General features: G+C 64.6%; 21 protein-coding genes. 7 read left to right on the top strand and 14 right to left on the bottom strand.

From position 1 onward, the window contains the following. Positions 1–24 precede the first annotated feature (24 nt). The 3 genes from clpA to FJ974_RS17260 form a co-directional block, all read right to left on the bottom strand. The gene (gene clpA, locus FJ974_RS17270) at positions 25–2,502 is read right to left on the bottom strand and encodes an ATP-dependent Clp protease ATP-binding subunit ClpA (protein ID WP_140531931.1); all 2,478 of its coding nucleotides are present in this window, start codon (positions 2,500–2,502) and stop codon (positions 25–27) included. 6 nt (positions 2,503–2,508) lie between these two features. Continuing rightward, entirely contained in the window at positions 2,509–2,835 is a 327-nt protein-coding gene (gene clpS / locus FJ974_RS17265) for an ATP-dependent Clp protease adapter ClpS (protein WP_226891623.1), read from the bottom strand. 278 nt (positions 2,836–3,113) lie between these two features. Next, positions 3,114–3,443 carry a phasin family protein gene (locus FJ974_RS17260; RefSeq protein ID WP_140531935.1) on the bottom strand — a complete coding sequence of 110 codons (330 nt, stop codon included), beginning with the start codon at positions 3,441–3,443 and terminating at the stop codon, positions 3,114–3,116. A 288-nt stretch (positions 3,444–3,731) separates the two neighbouring features. Between FJ974_RS17260 and FJ974_RS17255 the strand changes: the two genes are divergently transcribed. Further along, complete coding sequence (locus FJ974_RS17255; protein ID WP_140531937.1) at positions 3,732–5,147, top strand: D-alanyl-D-alanine carboxypeptidase; 1,416 nt, start codon at positions 3,732–3,734, stop codon at positions 5,145–5,147. A 42-nt stretch (positions 5,148–5,189) separates the two neighbouring features. Here the strand turns inward: FJ974_RS17255 and FJ974_RS17250 are convergent, their stop codons facing one another. The 3 genes from FJ974_RS17250 to FJ974_RS17240 form a co-directional block, all read right to left on the bottom strand. Then, on the bottom strand, positions 5,190–5,888 hold the full coding sequence (locus FJ974_RS17250; RefSeq protein WP_140531939.1) for a molecular chaperone DnaJ: 699 nt from the start codon (positions 5,886–5,888) through the stop codon (positions 5,190–5,192). Positions 5,889–6,002: 114 nt separating this feature from the next. Beyond that, the gene (locus FJ974_RS17245) at positions 6,003–6,440 is read right to left on the bottom strand and encodes a DUF1489 family protein (RefSeq protein WP_140531941.1); all 438 of its coding nucleotides are present in this window, start codon (positions 6,438–6,440) and stop codon (positions 6,003–6,005) included. Positions 6,441–6,524: 84 nt separating this feature from the next. Continuing rightward, positions 6,525–7,928, bottom strand: a complete 1,404-nt coding sequence (locus tag FJ974_RS17240; RefSeq protein ID WP_140531943.1) for an L-serine ammonia-lyase — start codon at positions 7,926–7,928, stop codon at positions 6,525–6,527. 179 nt (positions 7,929–8,107) lie between these two features. On the opposite strand from FJ974_RS17240, the gene FJ974_RS17235 reads away from it, so the two are divergent. Continuing rightward, complete coding sequence (locus FJ974_RS17235) at positions 8,108–8,827, top strand: DUF599 domain-containing protein (protein WP_140531945.1); 720 nt, start codon at positions 8,108–8,110, stop codon at positions 8,825–8,827. Here FJ974_RS17235 and FJ974_RS17230 read toward each other — a convergent pair. The 5 genes from FJ974_RS17230 to FJ974_RS17210 all read right to left on the bottom strand — a co-directional run bounded on the left by FJ974_RS17230 (position 8,800) and on the right by FJ974_RS17210 (position 13,286). Continuing rightward, positions 8,800–9,591 carry a YdcF family protein gene (locus tag FJ974_RS17230; protein WP_140532048.1) on the bottom strand — a complete coding sequence of 264 codons (792 nt, stop codon included), beginning with the start codon at positions 9,589–9,591 and terminating at the stop codon, positions 8,800–8,802. The two genes, FJ974_RS17235 and FJ974_RS17230, sit on opposite strands and share 28 nt — an antisense overlap. Before the next feature lie 42 nt (positions 9,592–9,633). Further along, entirely contained in the window at positions 9,634–11,199 is a 1,566-nt protein-coding gene (locus FJ974_RS17225) for an amidase (protein WP_140531947.1), read from the bottom strand. A gap of 67 nt (positions 11,200–11,266) precedes the next feature. After that, the gene (gene gatC, locus FJ974_RS17220) at positions 11,267–11,554 is read right to left on the bottom strand and encodes an Asp-tRNA(Asn)/Glu-tRNA(Gln) amidotransferase subunit GatC (protein WP_140531949.1); all 288 of its coding nucleotides are present in this window, start codon (positions 11,552–11,554) and stop codon (positions 11,267–11,269) included. Positions 11,555–11,632: 78 nt separating this feature from the next. Continuing rightward, a complete protein-coding gene (locus tag FJ974_RS17215) occupies positions 11,633–12,490 on the bottom strand; it encodes a radical SAM protein (RefSeq protein ID WP_140531951.1) in 858 nt (285 codons plus the stop codon). Between the two features lie 88 nt (positions 12,491–12,578). After that, complete coding sequence (locus FJ974_RS17210; RefSeq protein WP_140531953.1) at positions 12,579–13,286, bottom strand: metal-dependent hydrolase; 708 nt, start codon at positions 13,284–13,286, stop codon at positions 12,579–12,581. Between the two features lie 116 nt (positions 13,287–13,402). Here FJ974_RS17210 and ruvX point away from each other — a divergent pair, with 116 nt between their 5' ends. Further along, positions 13,403–13,870, top strand: coding sequence for a Holliday junction resolvase RuvX (gene ruvX / locus FJ974_RS17205; protein ID WP_140531955.1), 468 nt, complete (start codon positions 13,403–13,405; stop codon positions 13,868–13,870). Here the strand turns inward: ruvX and FJ974_RS17200 are convergent. The 3 genes from FJ974_RS17200 to FJ974_RS17190 form a co-directional block, all read right to left on the bottom strand. Continuing rightward, positions 13,827–14,168 (bottom strand): DUF6105 family protein, encoded by a 342-nt coding sequence (locus FJ974_RS17200; protein ID WP_140531957.1) that lies wholly within the window; start codon positions 14,166–14,168, stop codon positions 13,827–13,829. The genes ruvX and FJ974_RS17200 overlap by 44 nt on opposite strands. Then, the gene (locus FJ974_RS17195; protein WP_140531959.1) at positions 14,168–14,725 is read right to left on the bottom strand and encodes a hypothetical protein; all 558 of its coding nucleotides are present in this window, start codon (positions 14,723–14,725) and stop codon (positions 14,168–14,170) included. Before FJ974_RS17195 ends, FJ974_RS17200 begins: the two co-directional genes overlap by 1 nt. A gap of 178 nt (positions 14,726–14,903) precedes the next feature. Then, positions 14,904–16,532 carry a DNA alkylation response protein gene (locus FJ974_RS17190; protein ID WP_140531961.1) on the bottom strand — a complete coding sequence of 543 codons (1,629 nt, stop codon included), beginning with the start codon at positions 16,530–16,532 and terminating at the stop codon, positions 14,904–14,906. Positions 16,533–16,707: 175 nt separating this feature from the next. Here FJ974_RS17190 and FJ974_RS17185 point away from each other — a divergent pair, with 175 nt between their 5' ends. From FJ974_RS17185 to dprA, 4 genes are read left to right on the top strand one after another with little or no spacing between them, the layout of a single operon-like run. Continuing rightward, a complete protein-coding gene (locus FJ974_RS17185; RefSeq protein WP_140531963.1) occupies positions 16,708–17,688 on the top strand; it encodes an aspartate carbamoyltransferase catalytic subunit in 981 nt (326 codons plus the stop codon). Further along, positions 17,685–18,971, top strand: a complete 1,287-nt coding sequence (locus tag FJ974_RS17180) for a dihydroorotase (RefSeq protein ID WP_140531965.1) — start codon at positions 17,685–17,687, stop codon at positions 18,969–18,971. Before FJ974_RS17185 ends, FJ974_RS17180 begins: the two co-directional genes overlap by 4 nt. Before the next feature lie 59 nt (positions 18,972–19,030). Beyond that, positions 19,031–19,612 (top strand): glycerol-3-phosphate 1-O-acyltransferase PlsY, encoded by a 582-nt coding sequence (plsY, locus tag FJ974_RS17175; RefSeq protein WP_140531967.1) that lies wholly within the window; start codon positions 19,031–19,033, stop codon positions 19,610–19,612. Then, positions 19,609–20,736, top strand: coding sequence for a DNA-processing protein DprA (gene dprA / locus FJ974_RS17170; RefSeq protein ID WP_140531969.1), 1,128 nt, complete (start codon positions 19,609–19,611; stop codon positions 20,734–20,736). Before plsY ends, dprA begins: the two co-directional genes overlap by 4 nt. The last annotated feature ends 1 nt before the right edge of the window (position 20,737 follow it).

The raw sequence follows: 20,737 nt of genomic DNA, 5'->3' as shown, positions 1-20,737 counted from the left end.
TCGTAATTTTCAACGAGAGCCGTGTCAGCCCTTGCGCGGCAGTTGCGGCACCAGGCTGCGCTTGCCGCCGTCCTTGCCCTTCGGCTCCGGCTTCTGCGCCACGGCCTTCCGGGTGGCCGGCTTGGCAACCGGCTTCTTCGCCGCCGCTTTCCGCGGCTTGGGCGCGTCTTCGACCTCTTCCTTCTTCGGCTTCACCGGCGCCTCGTCGGCCAGCGATTCAAGCTTCAGGCCGGTCTCGCCGGTTTCCTTCTTCTCGACGGTGACGCGCACCGTGCCGCCCTTCTTGAGCTTGCCGAACAGCACCTCGTCGGCCAGCGGCTTCTTGATGTGCTCCTGGATGACGCGGCCGAGCGGCCGCGCACCCATGCGCTCGTCATAGCCCTTGTCGGCCAGCCAGGCGATCGCGTCCGGCGACAGGTCGAACGTGACGCCGCGCTCGGAAAGCTGGGCCTCGAGCTGCATGACGAACTTCTGCACCACCTGATGGATGACCGGCACCGGCAGCGAGCCGAACGGGATGATCGCATCGAGACGATTGCGGAACTCCGGCGTGAACAGCCGGTTGATCGCCTCGACATCATCGCCTTCGCGCTTGGTCGAGCCGAAGCCGATCGCCGCGCGCTGCGCATCCGATGCGCCCGCGTTGGTGGTCATGATCAGGATGACGTTACGGAAGTCGATCTGTTTGCCGTTATGGTCGGTTAGCTTGCCGTGGTCCATCACCTGCAACAGGATGTTGAACAGGTCCGGATGCGCCTTCTCGACCTCGTCGAGCAGCAGCACGCAGTGCGGATGCTGGTCGACGCCGTCGGTGAGCAGGCCGCCCTGGTCGAAGCCGACATAGCCGGGAGGCGCGCCGATCAGCCGCGAGACGGTATGGCGTTCCATATACTCCGACATGTCGAAGCGGATCAGCTCGACGCCCAGCGAAGCTGCCAATTGCTTGGCGACTTCGGTCTTGCCGACGCCGGTCGGGCCCGAGAACAGATAGGAGCCGATCGGCTTTTCCGGCTCGCGCAGGCCAGCGCGCGCCAGCTTGATCGCAGAAGTAAGCGCTGTGATTGCCGTATCCTGGCCGTAGACGACGCGCTTCAGCTCGATGTCGAGGCCCTGCAGCACCTTCTCGTCGTCGGCCGAAACCGTCTTCGGCGGGATGCGCGCCATGGTGGCGATCGTCGCCTCGATCTCCTTGATGCCGATCGTCTTCTTGCGCTTGGCCTCCGGCACCAGCATCTGCGAGGCGCCGGTCTCGTCGATCACGTCGATCGCCTTGTCCGGCAGCTTGCGGTCGTTGATGTAGCGCGCCGAGAGCTCGACTGACGCCTTGATCGCCTCGCTCGTGTAGCGGACCTTGTGGAACTCCTCGAAATAGGGCTTCAGACCCTTCATGATCTCGATGGCGTCCTCGACGGTCGGCTCGTTGACGTCGATCTTCTGGAAGCGCCGCACCAGCGCGCGGTCCTTCTCGAAGAACTGCCGGAACTCCTTGTAGGTGGTCGAGCCGATGCAGCGGATGGCGCCCGACGACAGCGCCGGCTTCAGAAGGTTCGACGCGTCCATGGCGCCGCCCGAAGTGGCGCCGGCGCCGATCACGGTGTGGATCTCGTCGATGAAAAGCACCGCGCCCGGATAATCCTCGAGCTCCTTGACAACCTGCTTCAGCCGCTCCTCGAAGTCGCCGCGATAGCGGGTGCCGGCGAGCAGCGTGCCCATGTCGAGCGCGAAGATGGTGGCGTCCTGCAGCACTTCCGGAACGTCGCCTTCGACGATGCGCTTGGCCAGGCCCTCGGCGATCGCCGTCTTGCCGACGCCGGGATCGCCGACATAGAGCGGGTTGTTCTTGGAACGGCGGCAGAGCACCTGGATGGTGCGGTTGATCTCGCTGTCGCGGCCGATCAGCGGATCGATCTTGCCGGCCCTGGCCTTGTTGTTGAGGTTGACGCAATAGGCCGTCAGCGCGTCCTGCTGCTTCTTCTTGCCGCCCTCTTCCTGCGGCTCGGCGCCATTCTGGCCGCCCTGCTCTTCCTCGGCGCCGCGCGGCGTGCGCGTCTCCGACGCGCCGGGGCGCTTGGCGATGCCGTGCGAGATGTAGTTGACCGCGTCGTAGCGGGTCATCTGCTGTTCCTGCAGGAAATAGGCGGCGTGGCTCTCGCGCTCGGCGAAGATGGCGACGAGCACGTTGGCGCCGGACACCTCCTCGCGGCCGGACGACTGCACATGGATGACGGCGCGCTGGATGACGCGCTGGAAACCCGCGGTCGGCTTGGAATCCTCGTCATAGCCGGTGACGAGATTGTCGAGCTCGGTGTCGATATAGGTCAGAACGGTGTGTTTGAGCTCGTCGAGATCGACATTGCAGGCGCGCATTACGGCGGCCGCCTCGGTGTCGTCGATCAACGCGAGCAGCAGATGTTCAAGGGTTGCGTATTCATGGTGCCGCTCATTGGCGAGCGTCAGCGCCTGATGTAGCGCCTTTTCCAGGCCTTGGGAGAAAGCCGGCATGTTACCTCACTTCTTCTCCATCACGCATTGCAGCGGATGCTGATTCTGTCGGGCGAAATCCATGACCTGAGACACTTTGGTCTCGGCCACCTCGAATGTATAGACCCCGCACTCGCCCACTCCATGATTGTGAACATGCAGCATGATGCGTGTGGCGGCCTCGCGGTCCTTCTGGAAAAAACGCTCCAGGACGTGAACCACGAACTCCATGGGAGTGTAGTCGTCGTTAAGGATGAGGACCCTGTAGAGGCTTGGCTTCTTGGTCTTGGTTTTGGTGCGCGTGATGACCGCAGTGCCGCGACCGACATCGTTGCGGTCACCGTCACTTTGCATTCGCACCACGCCTGCCGTGGCAGTCAAACCGATCGTCACGTAGTCCTGCCTTTTTTCGAATCCTCATGCGAGTTCAACATGTAGGTCTTCGATGGACGATTTTAAGCCCTTCTGTTTAGCTGACAATATGGCTAGGTGAGCAAACTTGGGCGAATTTCTCAATCGTGAAGGCGGCAAAGGCGCGTGGACGCCGCAAGGCATGAAAAAACCCGGCCGCGCTTGCGCGACCGGGTCTGTTCTCAAGGCCGGCTGGCCAATCCGATGGTGATCGGGCGAAATTACTTCGCCTTGGCGACGACCGATTCGAACGGCTTGTAGGCTTCCTTGGCGAGCTCCGCGTAGAGGTCGCCGATCTTGCTGGCCTCGGCCACGAAGCTCTCGTAGCTCTGCTTGGCGTAGTCGGTCTGGATCTCGATGGCCTTTTCGAACGACTTGGCCGAGAACAGCTTCTCGACCACGGCGTTGCCGGCCTCGAAGCTCTTCTTGGTGTACTCGCCCGCTTCGGTGGCGATCGCCTGCGCGCCCTTGGTGAGCGAAGCAAAGCTCTTCAGTCCGGTGTCGGCAAACTCCTTGCCGTATTTCGCGAAGTCCTCATAGGTCTGGGTCATTTCATACTTCCCTTTGGTTTGAAACGCCCATTTGCCCCGGGCGCCCTTGTGCAGTGCATCTCAATATATTGTGCAGTGCACAAAAGTCAAGATTTCCTTTGGATGCAAGGGATGAAGCCCTGGCGACAGCTAAAATTCGCATAAAGGAAGGCTCAAATCGGCGGAAAAGTGTGAACGCGGCGGTTACCATAAACGGATTGGTAACGCTGCCCGCGATAGTTTGGCCGGAAGTGAGGCTGGCACTCCCTCTGCCGCCTCCGGGGCAAACGAAAATTCAGGGTAGTCGTGGTGCGTCAGGCGTTGTCGGGGTTCGTCTCCAAATTCTCAATCTGCTTCAAGGCAATCATGATCGCCGCGCTGGCGGTGACGGTCGTCGCTGCCGATGTCGGCTCGGCTTTTGCCGCAAGGTCGGCGGCCATCGTCGTCGATGCCAAGACCGGCAAGGTGCTTTATTCGGTTGACGCCAACGGCCGGCGCTATCCCGCCTCGCTGACCAAGATGATGACGCTCTACCTCACCTTCGAGGCGCTGGCGAAAGGCAGGATCAGCAAGAATACGCCGGTGCCATACTCGGCCCATGCCGCGTCCGAGCCGCCGACCAAGCTCGGCGTCCGCGCCGGCGGCTCGGTCCCGGTTGAGACCGCGATCCTGTCGATGGTGACGAAGTCGGCCAACGACTCGGCAACCGCGCTCGGCGAGCTGCTCGGCGGCAGCGAGGACAATTTCGCCCGCATGATGACGACGAAGGCGCGCCAGCTCGGCATGGACGGCACCGTCTTCCGCAATGCCAACGGCTTGCCTGATCCAGGCCAGTTCACCACCGCTCACGACATGGCGATGCTGGGCATCGCGCTCCGGGAACACTTTCCGCAATATTACGGCTATTTCTCGCAGCGCTCCTTCCTGTACGGACGCCAGCGCATCAACGGCCACAACCGCCTGCTCGGCCGCATCAAGGGCGTCGACGGCATCAAGACCGGCTATACCCGCGCCTCGGGCTACAATCTCGTCTCCTCCGTCGCCGACGGCGACCGCCGTCTTGTCGCCGTGGTTATGGGCGGTGCTTCGGGCCGCAGCCGCGACAACCAGATGGCCTCGCTGATCAACACTTATCTGCCGCGCGCCTCGACCCGCGGCGGGGGGGCGCTGATCGCCAAGGCGGGCGGCGACAATGCGATCAAGACGCTGGCCAAGGTCTTCCTGCCGAAGCACGACGCGCCGGTTCCTGACGACAAGCCGGCGGTCGAGGATGACGCCACCGTCGCCTCCGCCGACGACAGCGCGCCGGCTGCCGAAGAAACCAAGCCGGTGATCCAGGTCAGGAAGGTGAAGACGGTCGCTGTGGCCGGCATGGCTTCCGCCCCTGCGTCGCAGGACGCGTCCCAGGCCGTCGCAGCATATGCCGAGCCGACGCCGGCCGCGCCTGGGGTCGACCCGGTCAGCACAGCGTCGGTGCCGTCGGGCTGGGCGGTGCAGGTCGCTTCCTCGCCGACGCAGTCGGGCGCGCAGGCCTTGCTCGACAAGACGAGCAAGCAGGCGCCGAAAGTCCTGGCCGATGCCTCGGGCTTCACCGTCGCCTTCGACAAGGACGGCGTCACGTACTACCGCGCCCGCTTCGGCGGCTTCGGATCGAAGGACGCCGCCTGGAAGGCCTGCGATGCCCTGAAGCGAAAGAAGATATCGTGCTACGCCGTCCAGCAATAGGCGGTTTTTGAAATCTCCCGGAAGGTTCCGCGTCGAAGGAGACTAGTCGTGATTGGAGAGCAGGACGTCCTTGGCTTCATTGATCCGCGCCGCCAGAACAGACGTGCCGCCGACGTCGGCGTGCAGGCGCTGCAGCAGGCGGCGGTGCGCCTTGCGGATATCCGCCGCGGCAGCCCCCGCTTCAAGACCAAGGATCTTGTAGGCCTCCTCCTTAGTCATGGCGCCCGGACGTGGCGCAATACCCAGCCTTTCGCCACCGTCCGCCTGCGCGTCCTTGCGCCAGACGGGAAAACGGCTGTCAAGATACGCCTCTAGGAGCTGGCAGCTCTCCGGATCGGCGCGCAATTCGCTGTAGAGCCGCTGCAGATCCGCCATCGCCATGGCGCCCAGCATCTTCCCTTCATAGCGGCCGGCCAGAACCAGCCCTTCGAGCTTGCCGCTGTCATGCTCGAGCTCCATTTCGAGAGCCGCGGTGCGCACGGTCGAGCGTTTGGCCGCGGCAGTCTTTGCCGCCGGCCGTTGCGACCGCAGCCAACCGTACCAGACCATGCCCGCGACCAGAAGCAGGCCGCCGATGAAGCTGCGGCCGACGACCAGCGTGACCGCGCCGACCACACCCAGCAGCGCCGGTCCGAGTGCCCTCAGATTGTCGGCCATCCTTGCCGGGTCGGCGCGCACGAAGATGGTCACGGCGCCGAAAAGCAACACGAGCAGTGCCGCCGAAGCAATGATCACGCCCATCGGTTTGCGCTACCATCCAGATGATTGTGCCTAGGAAGAGGATGGGGCTTAGGTCCGATGCTTGCAAGTCCCACATCGGACGAGCCGAAAGGGCCAGTGGCGAAGCGCCCGGGATTAGAGCAGACCAAGCTCGGCAAGCTCGAGCCGCAGTTTCGGCGGCATCTCGGCCAGCGCGGTCTTGCCCTTGCCGAGATCGGCCGGGGCATCGGAGGGCTTGAGATAACGCCAGCCCTGGAAGGCGCGGCGTGGCTGCCACTCGGTGCGCACAACGTGCGGGTCGAGCATCAGATGGCAGCGGCCGATACCCTCGTCATCGGTGAAGGGCCGGATTTCGGTGATCAGCTGCCGGCACTGAACATTGCCCTTGATCACCCAGTAGAGTGAACCGCCGTCGGTCACCTCATCGCCACGCGTCGGCATCATGCGGGTCGTGTGCCAATGCTCGGCCGGCTCGCCGGCGCGGCGCCGCTCGTCCAGGCGGAAGGCGATCCACTCTTCCAGATCCTCGACGCTGTCGCAACCGACGCAGAGTTTGATGAGATTGAGAGACATGGCACAAGATTTAGCTGGGCGAGCCCGAGCGTCAACGCCTTGAGCGACTTCTCCACAGGGCCAGACCCACTTGTCGGTGGGTCCTCAGCACTCGACCACATTGACGGCCAGTCCGCCGAGGCTGGTTTCCTTGTACTTCTCGTTCATGTCGAGGCCGGTCTGGCGCATGGTCTCGATCGCCGCGTCGAGCGGCACGAAATGCGTGCCGTCGCCCTTTATGGCCAGCGAAGCGGCAGTCACCGCCTTGACCGCGCCCAGCGCGTTGCGCTCGATGCACGGCACCTGCACAAGCCCGCCGACAGGGTCGCAGGTCATGCCCAGATGATGCTCCAGCGCGATCTCGGCGGCGTTCTCGACTTGCTCCGGCGAGCCGCCCATGACAGCGCACAGGCCGGCCGCCGCCATCGCCGAGGCGGAGCCCACCTCGCCCTGGCAGCCGACCTCGGCGCCGGAGATCGAGGCGTTGGACTTGATGATGCCGCCGACGGCGGCGGCGGTGAGCAGGAAATCGCGAATGCTCGGCTGGTCGGCCTCGGGGTGGAAATGCAGCCAGTAGCGCAGCACTGCCGGCAGCGTGCCGGCCGCGCCATTGGTCGGCGCGGTCACCACGCGCCCGCCAGCCGCGTTCTCCTCGTTGACCGCCATGGCGTAGATCGACAGCCAGTCATTGGCGAGCAGAGGATTGGGCCGGTTCTGCTGCCACTGTTCCTGCAGCTTATCGTGCAACTGCCGCGCGCGGCGGCGCACCTTCAGCCCGCCCGGCATGATGCCGTCCTGCGACAGGCCGCGGTCGATGCAGCCCTTCATGGCGCTCCAGATCGCGTCGAGACCGGCATCGAGCTCCTCGCGCGACATCTGCGTCTCCTCGTTGACGCGCTTCATCTCTGCGATGGAAAGCCCGCTCTTTGACGCCATCGACAGCATCTCGACGGCATTCTTGAACGGATACGGCACCTTCTTGCCTTCGGTCGTCACCGAGCCCTTGGCTTTCATGCGCTGCAACTCTTCCTCGGAAACGACGAAGCCGCCGCCGATCGAATAATAGACGCGCTTGAGCAGCAGTCGGTCGGACGCGTCGTAGGCATAAAAAGCCATGCCGTTGGCGTGGCCGGGGAGCGGCGTCTTGCGGTCTAGAACCAGGTCCCTGGCCGGATCGAAGCGGTAGCTCGGATGGCCGGGCGGCGAAATGCGCTTGTCGGCTGCGATGCGAGCCACGATGGAGTCCGCCTCGTCCGGGTCGACCGTCTGCGGCAACTGGCCGGCGAGGCCGAGGACGACCGCGCGATCCGAGCCGTGGCCGATGCCGGTATAGGCGAGCGAGCCGTGCAGGCTGGCGGCGATGCGATCGACCTCGACGCCGGCCGGACGCGGCCAGTCGCCCGTAAGAATCTCGTCCAGAAAGCGGCGCGCGGCCGTCATCGGTCCCATCGTGTGGGAGCTCGATGGTCCGATGCCGATCTTGAACAGGTCGAAAACCGAAAGAAACACGCGCCACTGCCTCCTGAGGCCTGCTAAAAATATACATATAGGAATTGTCGTGATGTTTCCGATGTTTTGCGTGCCGCGGCGCGGCACCTGCCGACCTTGTTTGCTCCCGCAGCGACATTGTCGGGCGTCGCGCCTGTCAGCCGTCGAAGCGACTGCTTCGCCTGTGGTAGAAGGGTCGCATGCTCGATTCCCTGCATCTTTCGACGGCCGATCTGGCGGCGCTGGCTTTCTTCCTGATTGTCTGGGTGCTGCACACGCTCGCCTCTGACGGCAAGCTGGTCAGCCGGGTGTCGTTGACGACAGCGATGAACAAGCAGCGCGAGGCGTGGATGCGGACCATGGCCGAGCGCGAGATCCGCATCGTCGATACCGCCATCATGAGCGGCCTGCAGCAAGGCACCGCCTTCTTTGCCTCCAGTTCACTGATCGCACTGGGCGGCTGCTTTGCCCTGCTGGGTGCCTCCGATCGGGTCATCGAGGTGTTGAGTAACCTGCCGCTGGGCGGCGCGCCGGATCGCGCGGCATTTCAGATCAAGGTGTTCGGCCTGGTGCTGATCCTCGCCTTTGCCTTCTTCAAGTTCGGCTGGGCCTATCGGCTGTTCAACTATTGCACGATCCTGATTGGCGCCGTGCCGATCCCGCATGGCGAGGCGTCACGCAACCCGGTGACCGAAACGGCGGTGTGGCGGGCGGCCGAGATGAACAAGCTTGCGGGCAAGCATTTCAACTCCGGCCTGCGCGCCGTGTTCTTCTCGATCGGCTATCTCGGCTGGTTCGTCGATCCGGCGGTCTTCGTGATTTCGACACTCGTGCTGCTGGCGGTGCTGGTGCGCCGTCAGTTCTTCTCGAATGCCCGCCAGGCGGTGATCGGTCAGCCGCCCGGCCCCGGGAAAGGCTGATCGATACGGCCGACGAGCCAATAGGCGATGAGCCCTGTCCACTCGCGAAGCGCTTTGGTGGTGATATCCAGATTGTCGCCGGGACTTGTGCGGTACAGGCGTTCTCTGCCCGTGGTCCAGTAGTCGACCGGCCAGGGAATAGTGGGAAAACCGGCTTTGTCGAACAGCGCCTTGGCGCGCGGCATGTGGAAAGCCGATGTGACGAGTAGCCAGGTCTCGCCCGGTTTCGGCATCACCAGCCTCTTGGTGAAGACCGCATTCTCGTAAGTGGTGCGTGATTTGTTCTCGATGACCAGGCGATCGGCGCTTATGCCGAGCGCTGTGAGCAGGCGCGGTGCCGCGTCCGCATCACCCTCGCCTTCGCCGATCATTTCGATAGGCCCGCCGGAGACGACGACTTTCGCTGTCGGGAAACGCAGCGCCAGCACAGCCGCCTCGACGATGCGGTCCCCGCTGGCATTCAATTCATAGCCGCCGCGCGCGAAATTGACCGCACCGTCCATGGCGCCGCCCAGCACGACGATACCGTCCACCTTTGCCGGCAGCGGCGGTCTTGGGAAGCGCTCCTCCAGCGGATTGAGCATGATCACGCCAATCGACGACCATGCCGAAAGCGCAAGGATGAAAAATGCAAGGGCGCTGCCGGCCGTTGCCAATCGCCGCCGGCCGAACAGACCGGCAACCAAGCCTATCAGAAGCAGGAAGATCGCCAGGTTGAGTGGCTTGGCTACAAACCAAAAAAGCTTGGAAAGTAAGAAGAACATCATTCGCCCCGCTGGCCAACTTCGACCCTGACGGGACCGAGCCTACCACCACTTCTCCGGCTGGAACCCGCCCGCCGCCTGCTCGATGATACGCGCCGTCTGGAACAGCGTTTCCTCATCGAAGGGACGGCCGATGAGTTGCAACCCGAGCGGCAGGCCCTTGCCGTCGAGACCGGCGGGCACGGAAATGCCGGGCAGGCCGGCCATGTTCACCGTCACGGTGAAGATGTCGTTGAGATACATCTTGACCGGGTCGGAGGCCATGTCCTCGTCGGCGATCCCGAAGGCGGCCGTCGGCGTCGCCGGGGTCAGGATGACATCGACGCCGGCAGCGAAGACGGTCTCGAAGTCGCGCTTGATCAAATTGCGTACCTTCTGCGCCTGCAGGTAATAGGCGTCGTAGTAGCCGGCCGACAGCACATAGGTGCCGATCATGATGCGGCGCTTGACCTCGCGGCCGAAACCTGCGGCGCGGGTCTTCTCGTACATATCGACAATGTCCTTGCCGGGGACGCGCAGGCCGTAGCGAACGCCGTCATAGCGCGCGAGGTTCGAGGACGCCTCGGCCGGCGCCACGATATAATAAGCCGGCAAGGCATATTTGGTGTGCGGCAAAGAAATGTCGACGATCTCGGCGCCGGCGTCTTTCAGCCAGGCCACGCCCTTCTGCCACAGCGCCTCGATGTCTTGCGGCATGCCGTCGACGCGGTATTCCTTGGGAATGCCGACTTTCATGCCCCTGACCGGCTTGCCGATCGCTGCCTCGTAGTCCGGCACAGGGCGATCGACCGAGGTGGTGTCCTTCGGATCGACGGACGCCATCGATTTCAACAGGATGGCGGCATCGCGAACGTCGCGGGCGATCGGCCCGGCCTGGTCGAGCGAGGAAGCGAACGCAACCACGCCCCAGCGCGAGCAGCGGCCATAGGTCGGCTTGATGCCGACCGTGCCGGTGAAGGCGGCCGGCTGGCGAATCGAGCCGCCGGTATCGGTCGCCGTGGCGCCGGCGCACAGGAAAGCAGCAACAGCCGAAGCCGAGCCGCCGGACGAGCCGCCCGGCACCAGCTGGGCGTTGTCGAGGGTGCGTGCGGTCTTCGTGCCGCCGGCGGAAACAAAGCCGCCGTCACCCTGATGCGTCGTCGGCATCACCACCGTGTCGAGGCGCGAACGCCGCCACGGATTGATGACCGGGCCGTAATAGGAGGTCTCGTTGGACGAGCCCATGGCGAACTCGTCCATGTTGAGCTTGCCGAGCATCACGGCGCCGTCGGCCCACAGGTTGCTGGTGACGGTCGATTCATAATGCGGCTTGAAACCGTCCAGCACATGGCTGCAGGCCTGGGTGTGAACACCTTCGACGGCGAAAAGATCCTTGATGCCGAGCGGGATGCCTTCCAGTGCACCGCCCTCGCCCTTCGCGAGCCTGGCGTCGGAAGCCTTGGCCATGTCGCGCGCCTTGTCGCCGGTCACCGCGACATAGGCGTTGAGCACCGGATTGGCACGCTCGATCGCCTGCAGATAGGCCTCGGTGATCTCGGCCGCGGTGATCTCCTTGCCGCGCAGTTTGGCGCGGGCCCCGGAAATGGTGAGATGTGTGAGATCGCTCATCAGGCAAGGCTCTTTTCGTAAAACACCGACCAGGCAGAAATCGGGACAGTCCGGCACCGGGCCGCCCCTACTCCACGACCTTCGGAACGAGGAAGAAGTTCTCTTCGGTGGCCGGCGCGTTGGCAACGATATCGGCGGCCTTGTTGCCGTCGGTGACGACATCCTGCCGCTTCTTCATCTCCATCGGCGTCACCGAGGTCATCGGCTCGACGCCCGAGACATCGACCTCGTTCAGTTGCTCGACGAAGCCGAGAATGGCGTTCAATTCGCCGGTCATGCGCTCGGCATCCTCCTCATTCACCGCAATACGGGCAAGGTGCGCGACGCGCTTCACGGTCTGAAGATCAACGGACATGTCAATTGCCTCGGGAAAACCAGTGCGGGCTATAGCGGCGCGGCGCTTGCGGTGCAACATCGTTCATGGCGGATGCAGTCAGGCCGCCGCTCCGGCGCGCGGCTTTGGCCGGCGCAGCGGGACGGGCAATTCGAAAAGCCGCTCCGTCGCCGGGCACATGCCGCATGCCGCCTCGTCTTCCAGTGCCGCAAAAGCCCGGAGGGTGGCATCGGAGCAGTCCGGCTCAAGCGGCTTGTAGGCCAGATAGGAGTCCCATTTCTCGGAAAGGCGATACCTGGCCTTTTGCATCGGCAGATAGGCGAGCGGGGCGCATTTCCAGATGCGCCCTTCAAGCAGCTGCTTGCAGTGCTTGGCCGGGCAAATCTCCCAGCTTGAGCGAGAGTCGCCGTCCTCGAAGGGCAGCATGGCATCGCCGAAACCTTCATAGCGGCGGGTCCAGTTCTTGCTCGCCGGCCGTATCCTGGCGACAAGCCCGTGCTCACGCCGCCATTCTTCAAGCAGGGCAAAGACCGGCTTCAGCCGCTCCTGATATTCCTCGGCATCGTGGTGCACCGAAATGACCAGACGCGCATCGGGATCCGCCGCCAGCACCGCCGGCAGCGAAGGGTGCCGATGCAGGAAGAACCCGTTGCTGACGATTTCTATCCTGGTCCGCGGCCAGTGCCGCCGCACCAGTCCGACAAAGGCCGGCAGCTGCGGGTGGATGGTCGGCTCACCACCGAGAAGCGTAAAGCGGTCCACGGACACCCGTCGGCTCCACAAGCCCATCCAGCGGTCGGCCTCCTCGATCGAGACCGTGCCGGCATGGCCATGATTGGAATAGTGCGAGCAGCTCTCGCAAGACAGGTTGCAGCCATGCCCGACATGCAGCTCGAGCTTCCGGAAGACCGGACGCTCGCGTCGCAGAAGCGGGGACAGCAGCGCCGACAGCTTCATGTCGGGACAAAGTTGCCGCGACCGGCATCGAAAACACAAAGAATCCGCCTCAAGGCCATGCTTTCATTCCAATTTCCTGACGGCCGGGCTAGATCGTGATCGGCTTGCCGATCTCAGGCAGCGCCACCTTGACGCCAGATCCCTCCATGCCGGCCACGAACTTGTCGGCGGTCTGGTCGATCATCGGGAAGGTGCCGAAATGGCAGGGAACGACCGTATCGAAGCCGAAAAAGCGGCGGCAGGCAAGGGCCGCCACCGCGCCGCCCATGGTGAAGCGGTCGCCAATCGGCACGATGCCGACCTTCGGCTCATGCAGCTCGTTGATCAGCGCCATATCGGAGAAGATATCGGTGTCGCCCATGTGATAGAGCGTCTTGTCCTCGGGAAAATGCAGGACCAGCCCGCCCGGATTGCCGAGATAAGTGTTGGTGCCGCCCTCGCCGCCGAACGAGGAAGAATGCAGCGCCTGGACGAAAGTGGTGGTAAAGGGACCGCAATCGACGGTGCCGCCGATATTGCCGGGATTGATCTTGTCACCGCTGACGCCCTGGCCGACCAGATACATGCAGATCTCGAAATTGGCGACCAGCATGGCGCCGCTCTTCTTCAGCACTTCGATCGCGCCGCTGATATGGTCGCTGTGGCCATGGGTGAGCAGAACGTGAGTGACACCTTCCGCCGGCCCTTCCCAGCCGCCCGTCCAGGAGGGGTTGCCGACCAGATAGGGGTCGATGAGAATGGTGGCGTCCTTGGTCTCGACGCGAAACGCCGAATGTCCGTACCAAGTGAGTTTCATCAATGCTTTCCTCGATTTTTCCGTTGCCGGAGGATAGAACGCTGGCAACAAATTGAAAGTGGCGCAGCGCTCCTAAACGTCAAAAGGATGTGACGCCCGAATGTCAGAGGAAGCCGTTGGCCGTTATTTCAATCGAGGAATTGCCGGCGCGGCTCGCCGGCGGCCGAACGCTCGCCGGGCTCGACCTCGGCGACAAGACGATCGGCGTCGCGGTTTCGGATCGCGGGCTGTCCTTTGCCCACCCGCGTCCGGTCATCCTGCGCAAGAAGTTCTCAGTTGACGCCGCCCTGCTGCTGGCGCAGCTCGAGAAGGACAACGTTGGCGCAATGGTGCTCGGGCTTCCCGTCAACATGGACGGATCGGAAGGGCCGCGCGCGCAAAAATCGCGTGCCTTCGCACGCAATATGGCGGCACTTTCCGACCTGCCCTTCGTGCTGTGGGATGAGAGGTTGTCGACGGTCGCCGCGGAACGCACGCTGATCGAGATGGATTTTTCGCGCAGGAAACGCGCCGGCAAGATCGATTCGGCCGCAGCCGCCTTTATTCTGCAGGGAGCTCTGGACCGGCTTCAATCGCTCGGCTGAGCCGCTGCTCGCTGACGCCGCCTTGCCGGCGCTGCCTGATCCATGCGGCGATGTTGCGCCGGCGACGGAATGTCCACAAGCCGAAAAGCAGCAAGGAGTCGAAGACGCAGGTCTTCGCCACCATGCCCGGGATGATTGCCGGATCGACGCCGAGCATCTGGCCGTAGAGCTGAAAGGCGAAGTCGTGCAGCTGCCGGCTGAGCATGACGTAGCCGAAATTGATGTCGTTGAGCGACAGGAAGAACCAGCCCCAGAACAGGACCAGCGGAGCCGCCCAGAGTGCGAACAGGGTGCGCATCAGCGGCGACCTCCGGGCTTGATTTCCGGCCGGCCGGAGATGCGGGAAAGCAGGGAACTGTGCGCTGCGCCGATCGCCATGCGATGGGCGGCGACATGGAGTTCGCTTTCATGCAAAGTCATCGCAGTCGCCGAGCGGCGCTCGGCCAGCACCGCGACATAGGATGCAAGCAGCGCCGTCATCTGGATGGCGACGACCATGAACAGCCCGTTGACGCCTTGCGCGACGCCGCCGACCAAGATCAGCGACAACAGGAAGGAGGCCGAGATGAAGGCGATCCGCACCACGCTGTCGCCCGCCTCCGGCCTCGCCGCAATGTTGAGCAGCGTCTCGACGAAGGCCCAGCAGAACAGCACCGCCACGATAAGCAGCGCGATCGAGAGCGGCGCCACGATGGCGGCATGTTCGAGACCGGGCAAAGTGCTGTTCTGCACCGACACGCCAAGCACGCCGAGCGCCGATGCGATGCCGCGGTCGCCATCCATGCAGATATACGCCAGCAGGGCGAAAACGACCGCCCAATGCAAGGCCAGAAATGAGGTCAAGATGTGCCGCATGCGCTTCCCGTTTCGCTGGGCAACTGGCGGTCCATAGTTAACCATTCCCTACTCCAGCAAACGGAGAGTGGGCTTTGCGAGTGCTCCCCGCAACGGAAACCATTTGTTAAGGTTAACGGCCATCCACAGGGCCAGTGACGGCCACAGGGTTCAGCGAAGAAATGCGCCACGGGCGCGCTCAGCTCATCGGCGGATAGAGGGTGTCGATGATCATGCGCGCGTCATGGCGCGGATCGAGCATGCCGTAGGTGGTGCGCCATTGGCCGGCAAGGCGCGTTTCGACGAAGGCGTCGGCGATCCGCCCTGCTCCGAGCCGGCGCAGTTCCGCCGCGGCGGCGGACAGCGCCAGCTGCTCGGTGAGCAGGCGCGCCGAGCCCTGGTCGGTCGAGGCCACCTGCATCGCCGCCTTGAGCACGCCTATGGTGCCGCGGCTGCCGGCGCCGAGGTCGCGGTCGATGCCGGCCAGCACCTCCTCGAACAGGCCGGGCGCGCGGCCAAGGACGCGCAGCACGTCGAGCGCCATGACGTTGCCGGAACCTTCCCAGATCGCGTTGACCGGCGCCTCGCGATAGTAGCGGGCAAGCGGCGCTTCCTCGACATAGCCATTGCCGCCCAGGCACTCCATTGCCTCGTAAAGCAGCGGCGGCGCGATCTTGCATACCCAGTATTTGACCACCGGCGTCATGGTGCGGGCAAAAGCCGCCTCGCCGCGATCGCTTGCCGCCTCGTCGAAGGAACGCGCCAGCCTGAACGACAGCGCCGTGGCGGCGGCTACATCGAGCGCCATGTCGGCAAGCACGCGCTGCATCAGCGGCTGGTCGATCAGGTTGACACCGAACACCTGGCGGTGACGCGTGTGGTGAACGGCCTCGGCCAGCCCCGCCCGCATGATCGCCGACGAGGCGACGGCGCAATCGAGCCGGGTCAGCGTCACCATGTCCATGATCGTCTTCACGCCCGCGCCCGGCTCGCCGACCATCTCGCCGATGGCATTAACGAATTCGACTTCCGACGAAGCGTTGGAGCGGTTGCCGAGCTTGTCCTTCAGCCGCTGGAAGCGGAAGCCGTTGCCGGAGCCGTCGCCCAGGATACGTGGGACGAGGAAACAGGAAAGCCCCTCCGATGCTTGGGCAAGCACCAGGAAGGCGTCCGACATCGGCGCCGACATGAACCATTTGTGCCCGGTCAGCCGGTAAAAGCCGCTGCCGGTGCGCTCGGCCCTGGTGACGTTGGCGCGCACATCGGTGCCGCCCTGCTTTTCGGTCATGCCCATGCCGAGCGTCAGCCCGGTCTTTTCCACCGGCGGCTTCTGGCTCTGGTCGTATTTGCGCGTCGTCACCCGCGGCGCCCATTCGCGAAACAGCTTTGGGCTCGCCATCAGCGCCGCCAGCGAAGCGCTGGTCATGGTGATGGGGCACAGATGACCGGTCTCCAGTTCGGCCGTCAGGTAGAAACGGGCCGCCCTCACCTGATGGCGGCGGCCAATCTCGGCATCACCGTTTTCCCATACGGAAGAATGCAGCCCATTGGCCACCGAACGGCGCATCAGCGCGTGATAGGCGGGGTGGAATTCGACCAGATCGATGCGCCGGCCCTGGCGGTCGTGTGTCTTGAGCTTCGGCGTGTCGACATTGGCGAGGCGGGCGAGTTCCTGCGCCTCCTGCGTCATGGCGAAGCGGCCGAGTCCGTCGAGATCCTTACGCACGGTATCGGAAAAGCGCTCGGCAAGCTGGATCAGCAACGGATCGCCGCGCCAGGCGTTGCCGCCCGTCAGCGGCGGCGGCTGGTTGATCACGTCGTCGGTCACGCCGAATCCTTCAGGAGAGGTCCTTCATCTCAAGGCCGCGGTCGCGAATCCGAAGCCATCGGGCCTTATAGCCCAAGCTTTACCGCGTGCGCGACGAAAATACCGGGGAGAAATCCGGCAATCCAAAGCTGGCGCTTGCGGCTGACAGGACCGCACCCTATAGCAGCGCCTTGAGATGACCGACGCTTCGTCCCTGCCGCTCTTTCCTCACCGCCATCTTCTGGGCATCCGCGATCTTTCCCCCGCCGATATCGAGCTTTTGCTCGACCGGGCCGATAGCGCCGTGGCGATCTCGCGGCAGCCGGAAAAGAAGACCTCGGCGCTGCGCGGCCGCACCCAGATCAACCTCTTCTACGAGGCCTCGACACGCACCCAATCGTCCTTCGAACTGGCCGGCAAGCGGCTCGGCGCCGACGTCATGAACATGCCGGTGGCAAGCTCTTCGGTGAAGAAGGGCGAAACGCTGATCGATACGGCGATGACGCTGAATGCCATGCGACCCGACATCCTGATCATCCGCCACCAGTCGGCGGGCGCCGCCGCTCTGCTGGCGCAGAAAGTCGGCTGCTCGGTGGTCAATGCCGGCGACGGCGCGCATGAACACCCGACGCAGGCGCTGCTCGACGCGCTGACCATCCGCCGCGCCAAGGGCCCGCTGTCGAAGCTGATCGTGGCGATCTGCGGCGACATCCTGCATTCCCGCGTCGCCCGCTCCAATATCATGCTGCTCAACGCGCTCGGCGCGCAGGTGCGCGTCGTCGCGCCCTCGACATTGCTGCCGGCGGGCATCGACAGGATGGGCGTGATCGTGTCGCGCTCGATGGCCGAGGGTCTCAAGGATGCCGACGTGGTGATGATGCTGCGCCTGCAGCGCGAGCGCATGGAGGGCGCCTTCGTGCCTTCGGTGCGCGAATATTTCCGCTATTTCGGGCTCGATGCCGAAAAGCTGAAAGCCGCCAAGGGCGACGCGCTGGTGATGCATCCGGGGCCGATGAACCGCGGCGTCGAGATCGCCTCGGAAATCGCCGACGGACCGCAAAGCGTCATCCAGGAGCAGGTCGAGATGGGCGTCGCCGTGCGCATGGCGGTCATGGAAGCGCTGCTCGATCCGCGCCGCAACTATGAAGGCCGCAACCATGAGGGGCGCGGCGCATGAGCATCACGGTCTTCAGCAAGGCGCATATCGTCGACCCCTCGCGAGGTATTGACGAGATCGGCGCCGTCATCGTCGACGGCCGCAAGATCGCCGCCGCCGGTAAGGCGGCGCTGAACCAGGGCGTTCCCGAAGGCGCAACCGTCATCGACTGCGCCGGCAAGACGATCATTCCCGGCCTTGTCGATGCGCGCGTTTTCATCGGCGAACCCGGCGGCGAGCACCGCGAGACGATCGCCTCGGCGAGCGTCGCGGCAGCCGCGGGCGGCGTCACCTCCGTCGTCATGATGCCGGACACCGACCCGGTGATCGACAATGTCGCGCTGGTGGAATTCGTGCTGCGCACCGCGAAAGACACTGCAAGCGTCAACGTTTTCCCGGCGGCGGCGATCACCAAGAGTCTCGACGGCCGCGAGATGACCGAGTTCGGCCTGCTGCGCGAAGCCGGCGCCGTCGCCTTCACCGACGGCCGCCACACCATTGCCAGCGCGCTGGTGATGCGCCGCGCGCTGACCTATGCGCGCGACTTCGGCGGCGTCATCGCGCATGAGACCCAGGACCACGACCTCGCCTCCGCCGGCGTCATGAACGAAGGCCTCTATGCCAGCTGGCTCGGGCTCGCCGGCATTCCGCGCGAGGCCGAACTGATCCCGCTGGAGCGCGACCTGGCGCTGGCGCGACTGACCGGCGGCGCCTATCACGCGGCCAAGGTCTCGACCGCCATGGCGGCCGGAGCGGTGAGCCGGGCAAAGGCCGACGGCGCCGACGTCACTGCGGGCGTCGCCATCCACAATCTGTCGCTCAACGAAAACGATGTCGGCGAGTACCGCACCTTCTTCCGGCTGACCCCGCCCTTGCGCGCCGAGGACGACCGGCTGGCGATGATCGAAGCGATCAGGGACGGCACCGTCGACATCATCGTCTCCTCGCACGACCCGCAGGATGTCGACACCAAGCGCCTTCCCTTCGCCGATGCCGCCGCCGGCGCAATCGGGCTGGAGACGCTGCTCGGCGCAGCCCTGCGCCTCTACCACAATGGCGAGGTGCCGCTGCTCAGGCTGATCGAGACGCTGTCCACCGCGCCGGCAAAGCTGTTCGGCCTGCCCGGCGGCACGCTGAAACCTGGCGCGGCGGCCGATCTTGCGGTGATCGATCTCGACGAGCCATGGATCGTCAGCGAGGGCGGTCTTCGCTCGCGCTCGAAGAACACCTGCTTCGAGGGCGCGCGGCTGCAGGGCAAGGTCTTGCAAACCATGGTCGCGGGCCGCACAGTGTTCTCTGCCTGAGGCCACCAGGCGACAAGGCAAAGACGATCCGATCTAGCCAGTGGAACGCGGGGGAAACAATGGGTTACGTGCTCTCACTGATCTTCGGCTATCTGCTCGGCTCGATCCCGTTCGGCCTGTTGCTCACCCGCGCCGCCGGCCTCGGCGACGTGCGCCAGATCGGCTCCGGCAACATCGGCGCCACCAACGTGCTGCGCACCGGCAACAAGGGACTCGCCGCCGCCACGCTGGTCCTCGATGCGCTGAAGGGAACGGCCGCAGCGCTGATCGCCGGGCATTTTTCGTCGGACTTCGGACTGTTGGCCGGCTTCGGCGCCTTCCTCGGCCACCTGTTTCCGGTCTGGCTCGGCTTCAAGGGCGGCAAGGGCGTCGCCACCTATCTCGGCGTGTTGCTAGGCCTTGCCTGGCAGGTCATGCTTATCTTCTCAGTCGTCTGGCTCGCCATGGCCTTCCTGTTCCGCTATTCCTCGCTGGCGGCGCTGACGGCGGCGGTGGTCGTGCCGATCGCGCTCTATTTCATCAGCACGCCTCAGATTGCCGGCCTGTTCGCGGTGATGAGCCTGATCGTCATCGCCAAGCATCGCGAAAACATCTCGCGGCTGCTTGCGGGTACCGAAGGCAAGATCGGGGCCAAGGGTTGAGTGTGCCGACCGCCGGCCCGCGCCTCAGCGACCGGCAGCGGCTCGCCTGGCTTCGCCTGATCCGCACACCGAATGTCGGCCCGGCCTCTTTCCGCGAATTGATCAACCGCTTCGGCTCGGCCGAAGCGGCGCTCGAAATGTTGCCGGAATTGATGATCTCAGGTGGCGCCAACCGTATCGTGCGCATTCCATCCGTCGCCGAGGCCGAGGCGGAGCTCGATGCCGCTGGCCGAGCCCGCGCCCGTTTCGTCGGCATTGGCGAGGCCGACTATCCCCCGATGCTGAAGACCATGGACAACCCGCCGCCGCTGCTCGCGATGAAAGGCGAAGGCGCGGTCTTCCGCCTGCCGGCATTGGCGATTGTCGGTGCCCGCAATGCCTCGCTTGCCGGCATCAAGATGGCGCGCATGCTGGCGGCCGATCTCGGTCGCGACGGCTACGCCATTGTCTCCGGCCTGGCGCGCGGCATCGACACGGCGGCGCATCAGGGAAGCGTTGCGACCGGCACTGTGGGTGTTCTTGCCGGCGGTCTCGACGTCCCCTACCCGCCCGAAAATGCCGGCCTCTGCGACGAGATCGCCGGACGCGGCGGCGCCATCGTCTCGGAAATGCCGTTCGGCTGGCAGCCGCGCGCCCAGGATTTTCCGCGCCGCAACCGGCTTGTCGCCGGCATGGCGCTGGGATTGGTCGTGGTCGAGGCCGCACAGCGCTCCGGCTCGTTGATCAGCGCCCGCCTTGCCAACGAGATGGGCCGGCTGGTTTTCGCGGTGCCGGGCTCGCCGCTCGACCCGCGCGCCGCCGGCTGTAACGCTTTGCTCAAGGACGGCGCCACGCTCGTCACCGAAGCCGCCGACGTTCTGGGCGCGCTGGCACCGCTGGCCGGCACCCGCCCGCCAAGGACCGCGCCGCTCGCCGAGGCGCCCGACCTGGCGGCGCTGCCCCCGCCCGGCGAGGACGAGCGTGCCGATGTGCTCGAAGCGCTCGGCCCGACGCCGGTCGCGGTCGACGAAATCATCCGCCACACCGGCCTAAGCGCGGCGCAGATATCTATGGTCCTGTTGGAGCTAGACCTCGCCGGTCGGCTGGAGCGCCATGCCGGCGGGAACGTGTCGCTGGTTTCGTGAC

Source organism: Mesorhizobium sp. B1-1-8, from assembly GCF_006442795.2.
Classification (GTDB): Bacteria; Pseudomonadota; Alphaproteobacteria; order Rhizobiales; family Rhizobiaceae; genus Mesorhizobium.
The sequence above is the reverse complement of the archived record's forward strand: the minus strand, read 5'-3'. Positions and strand labels throughout refer to the sequence as shown.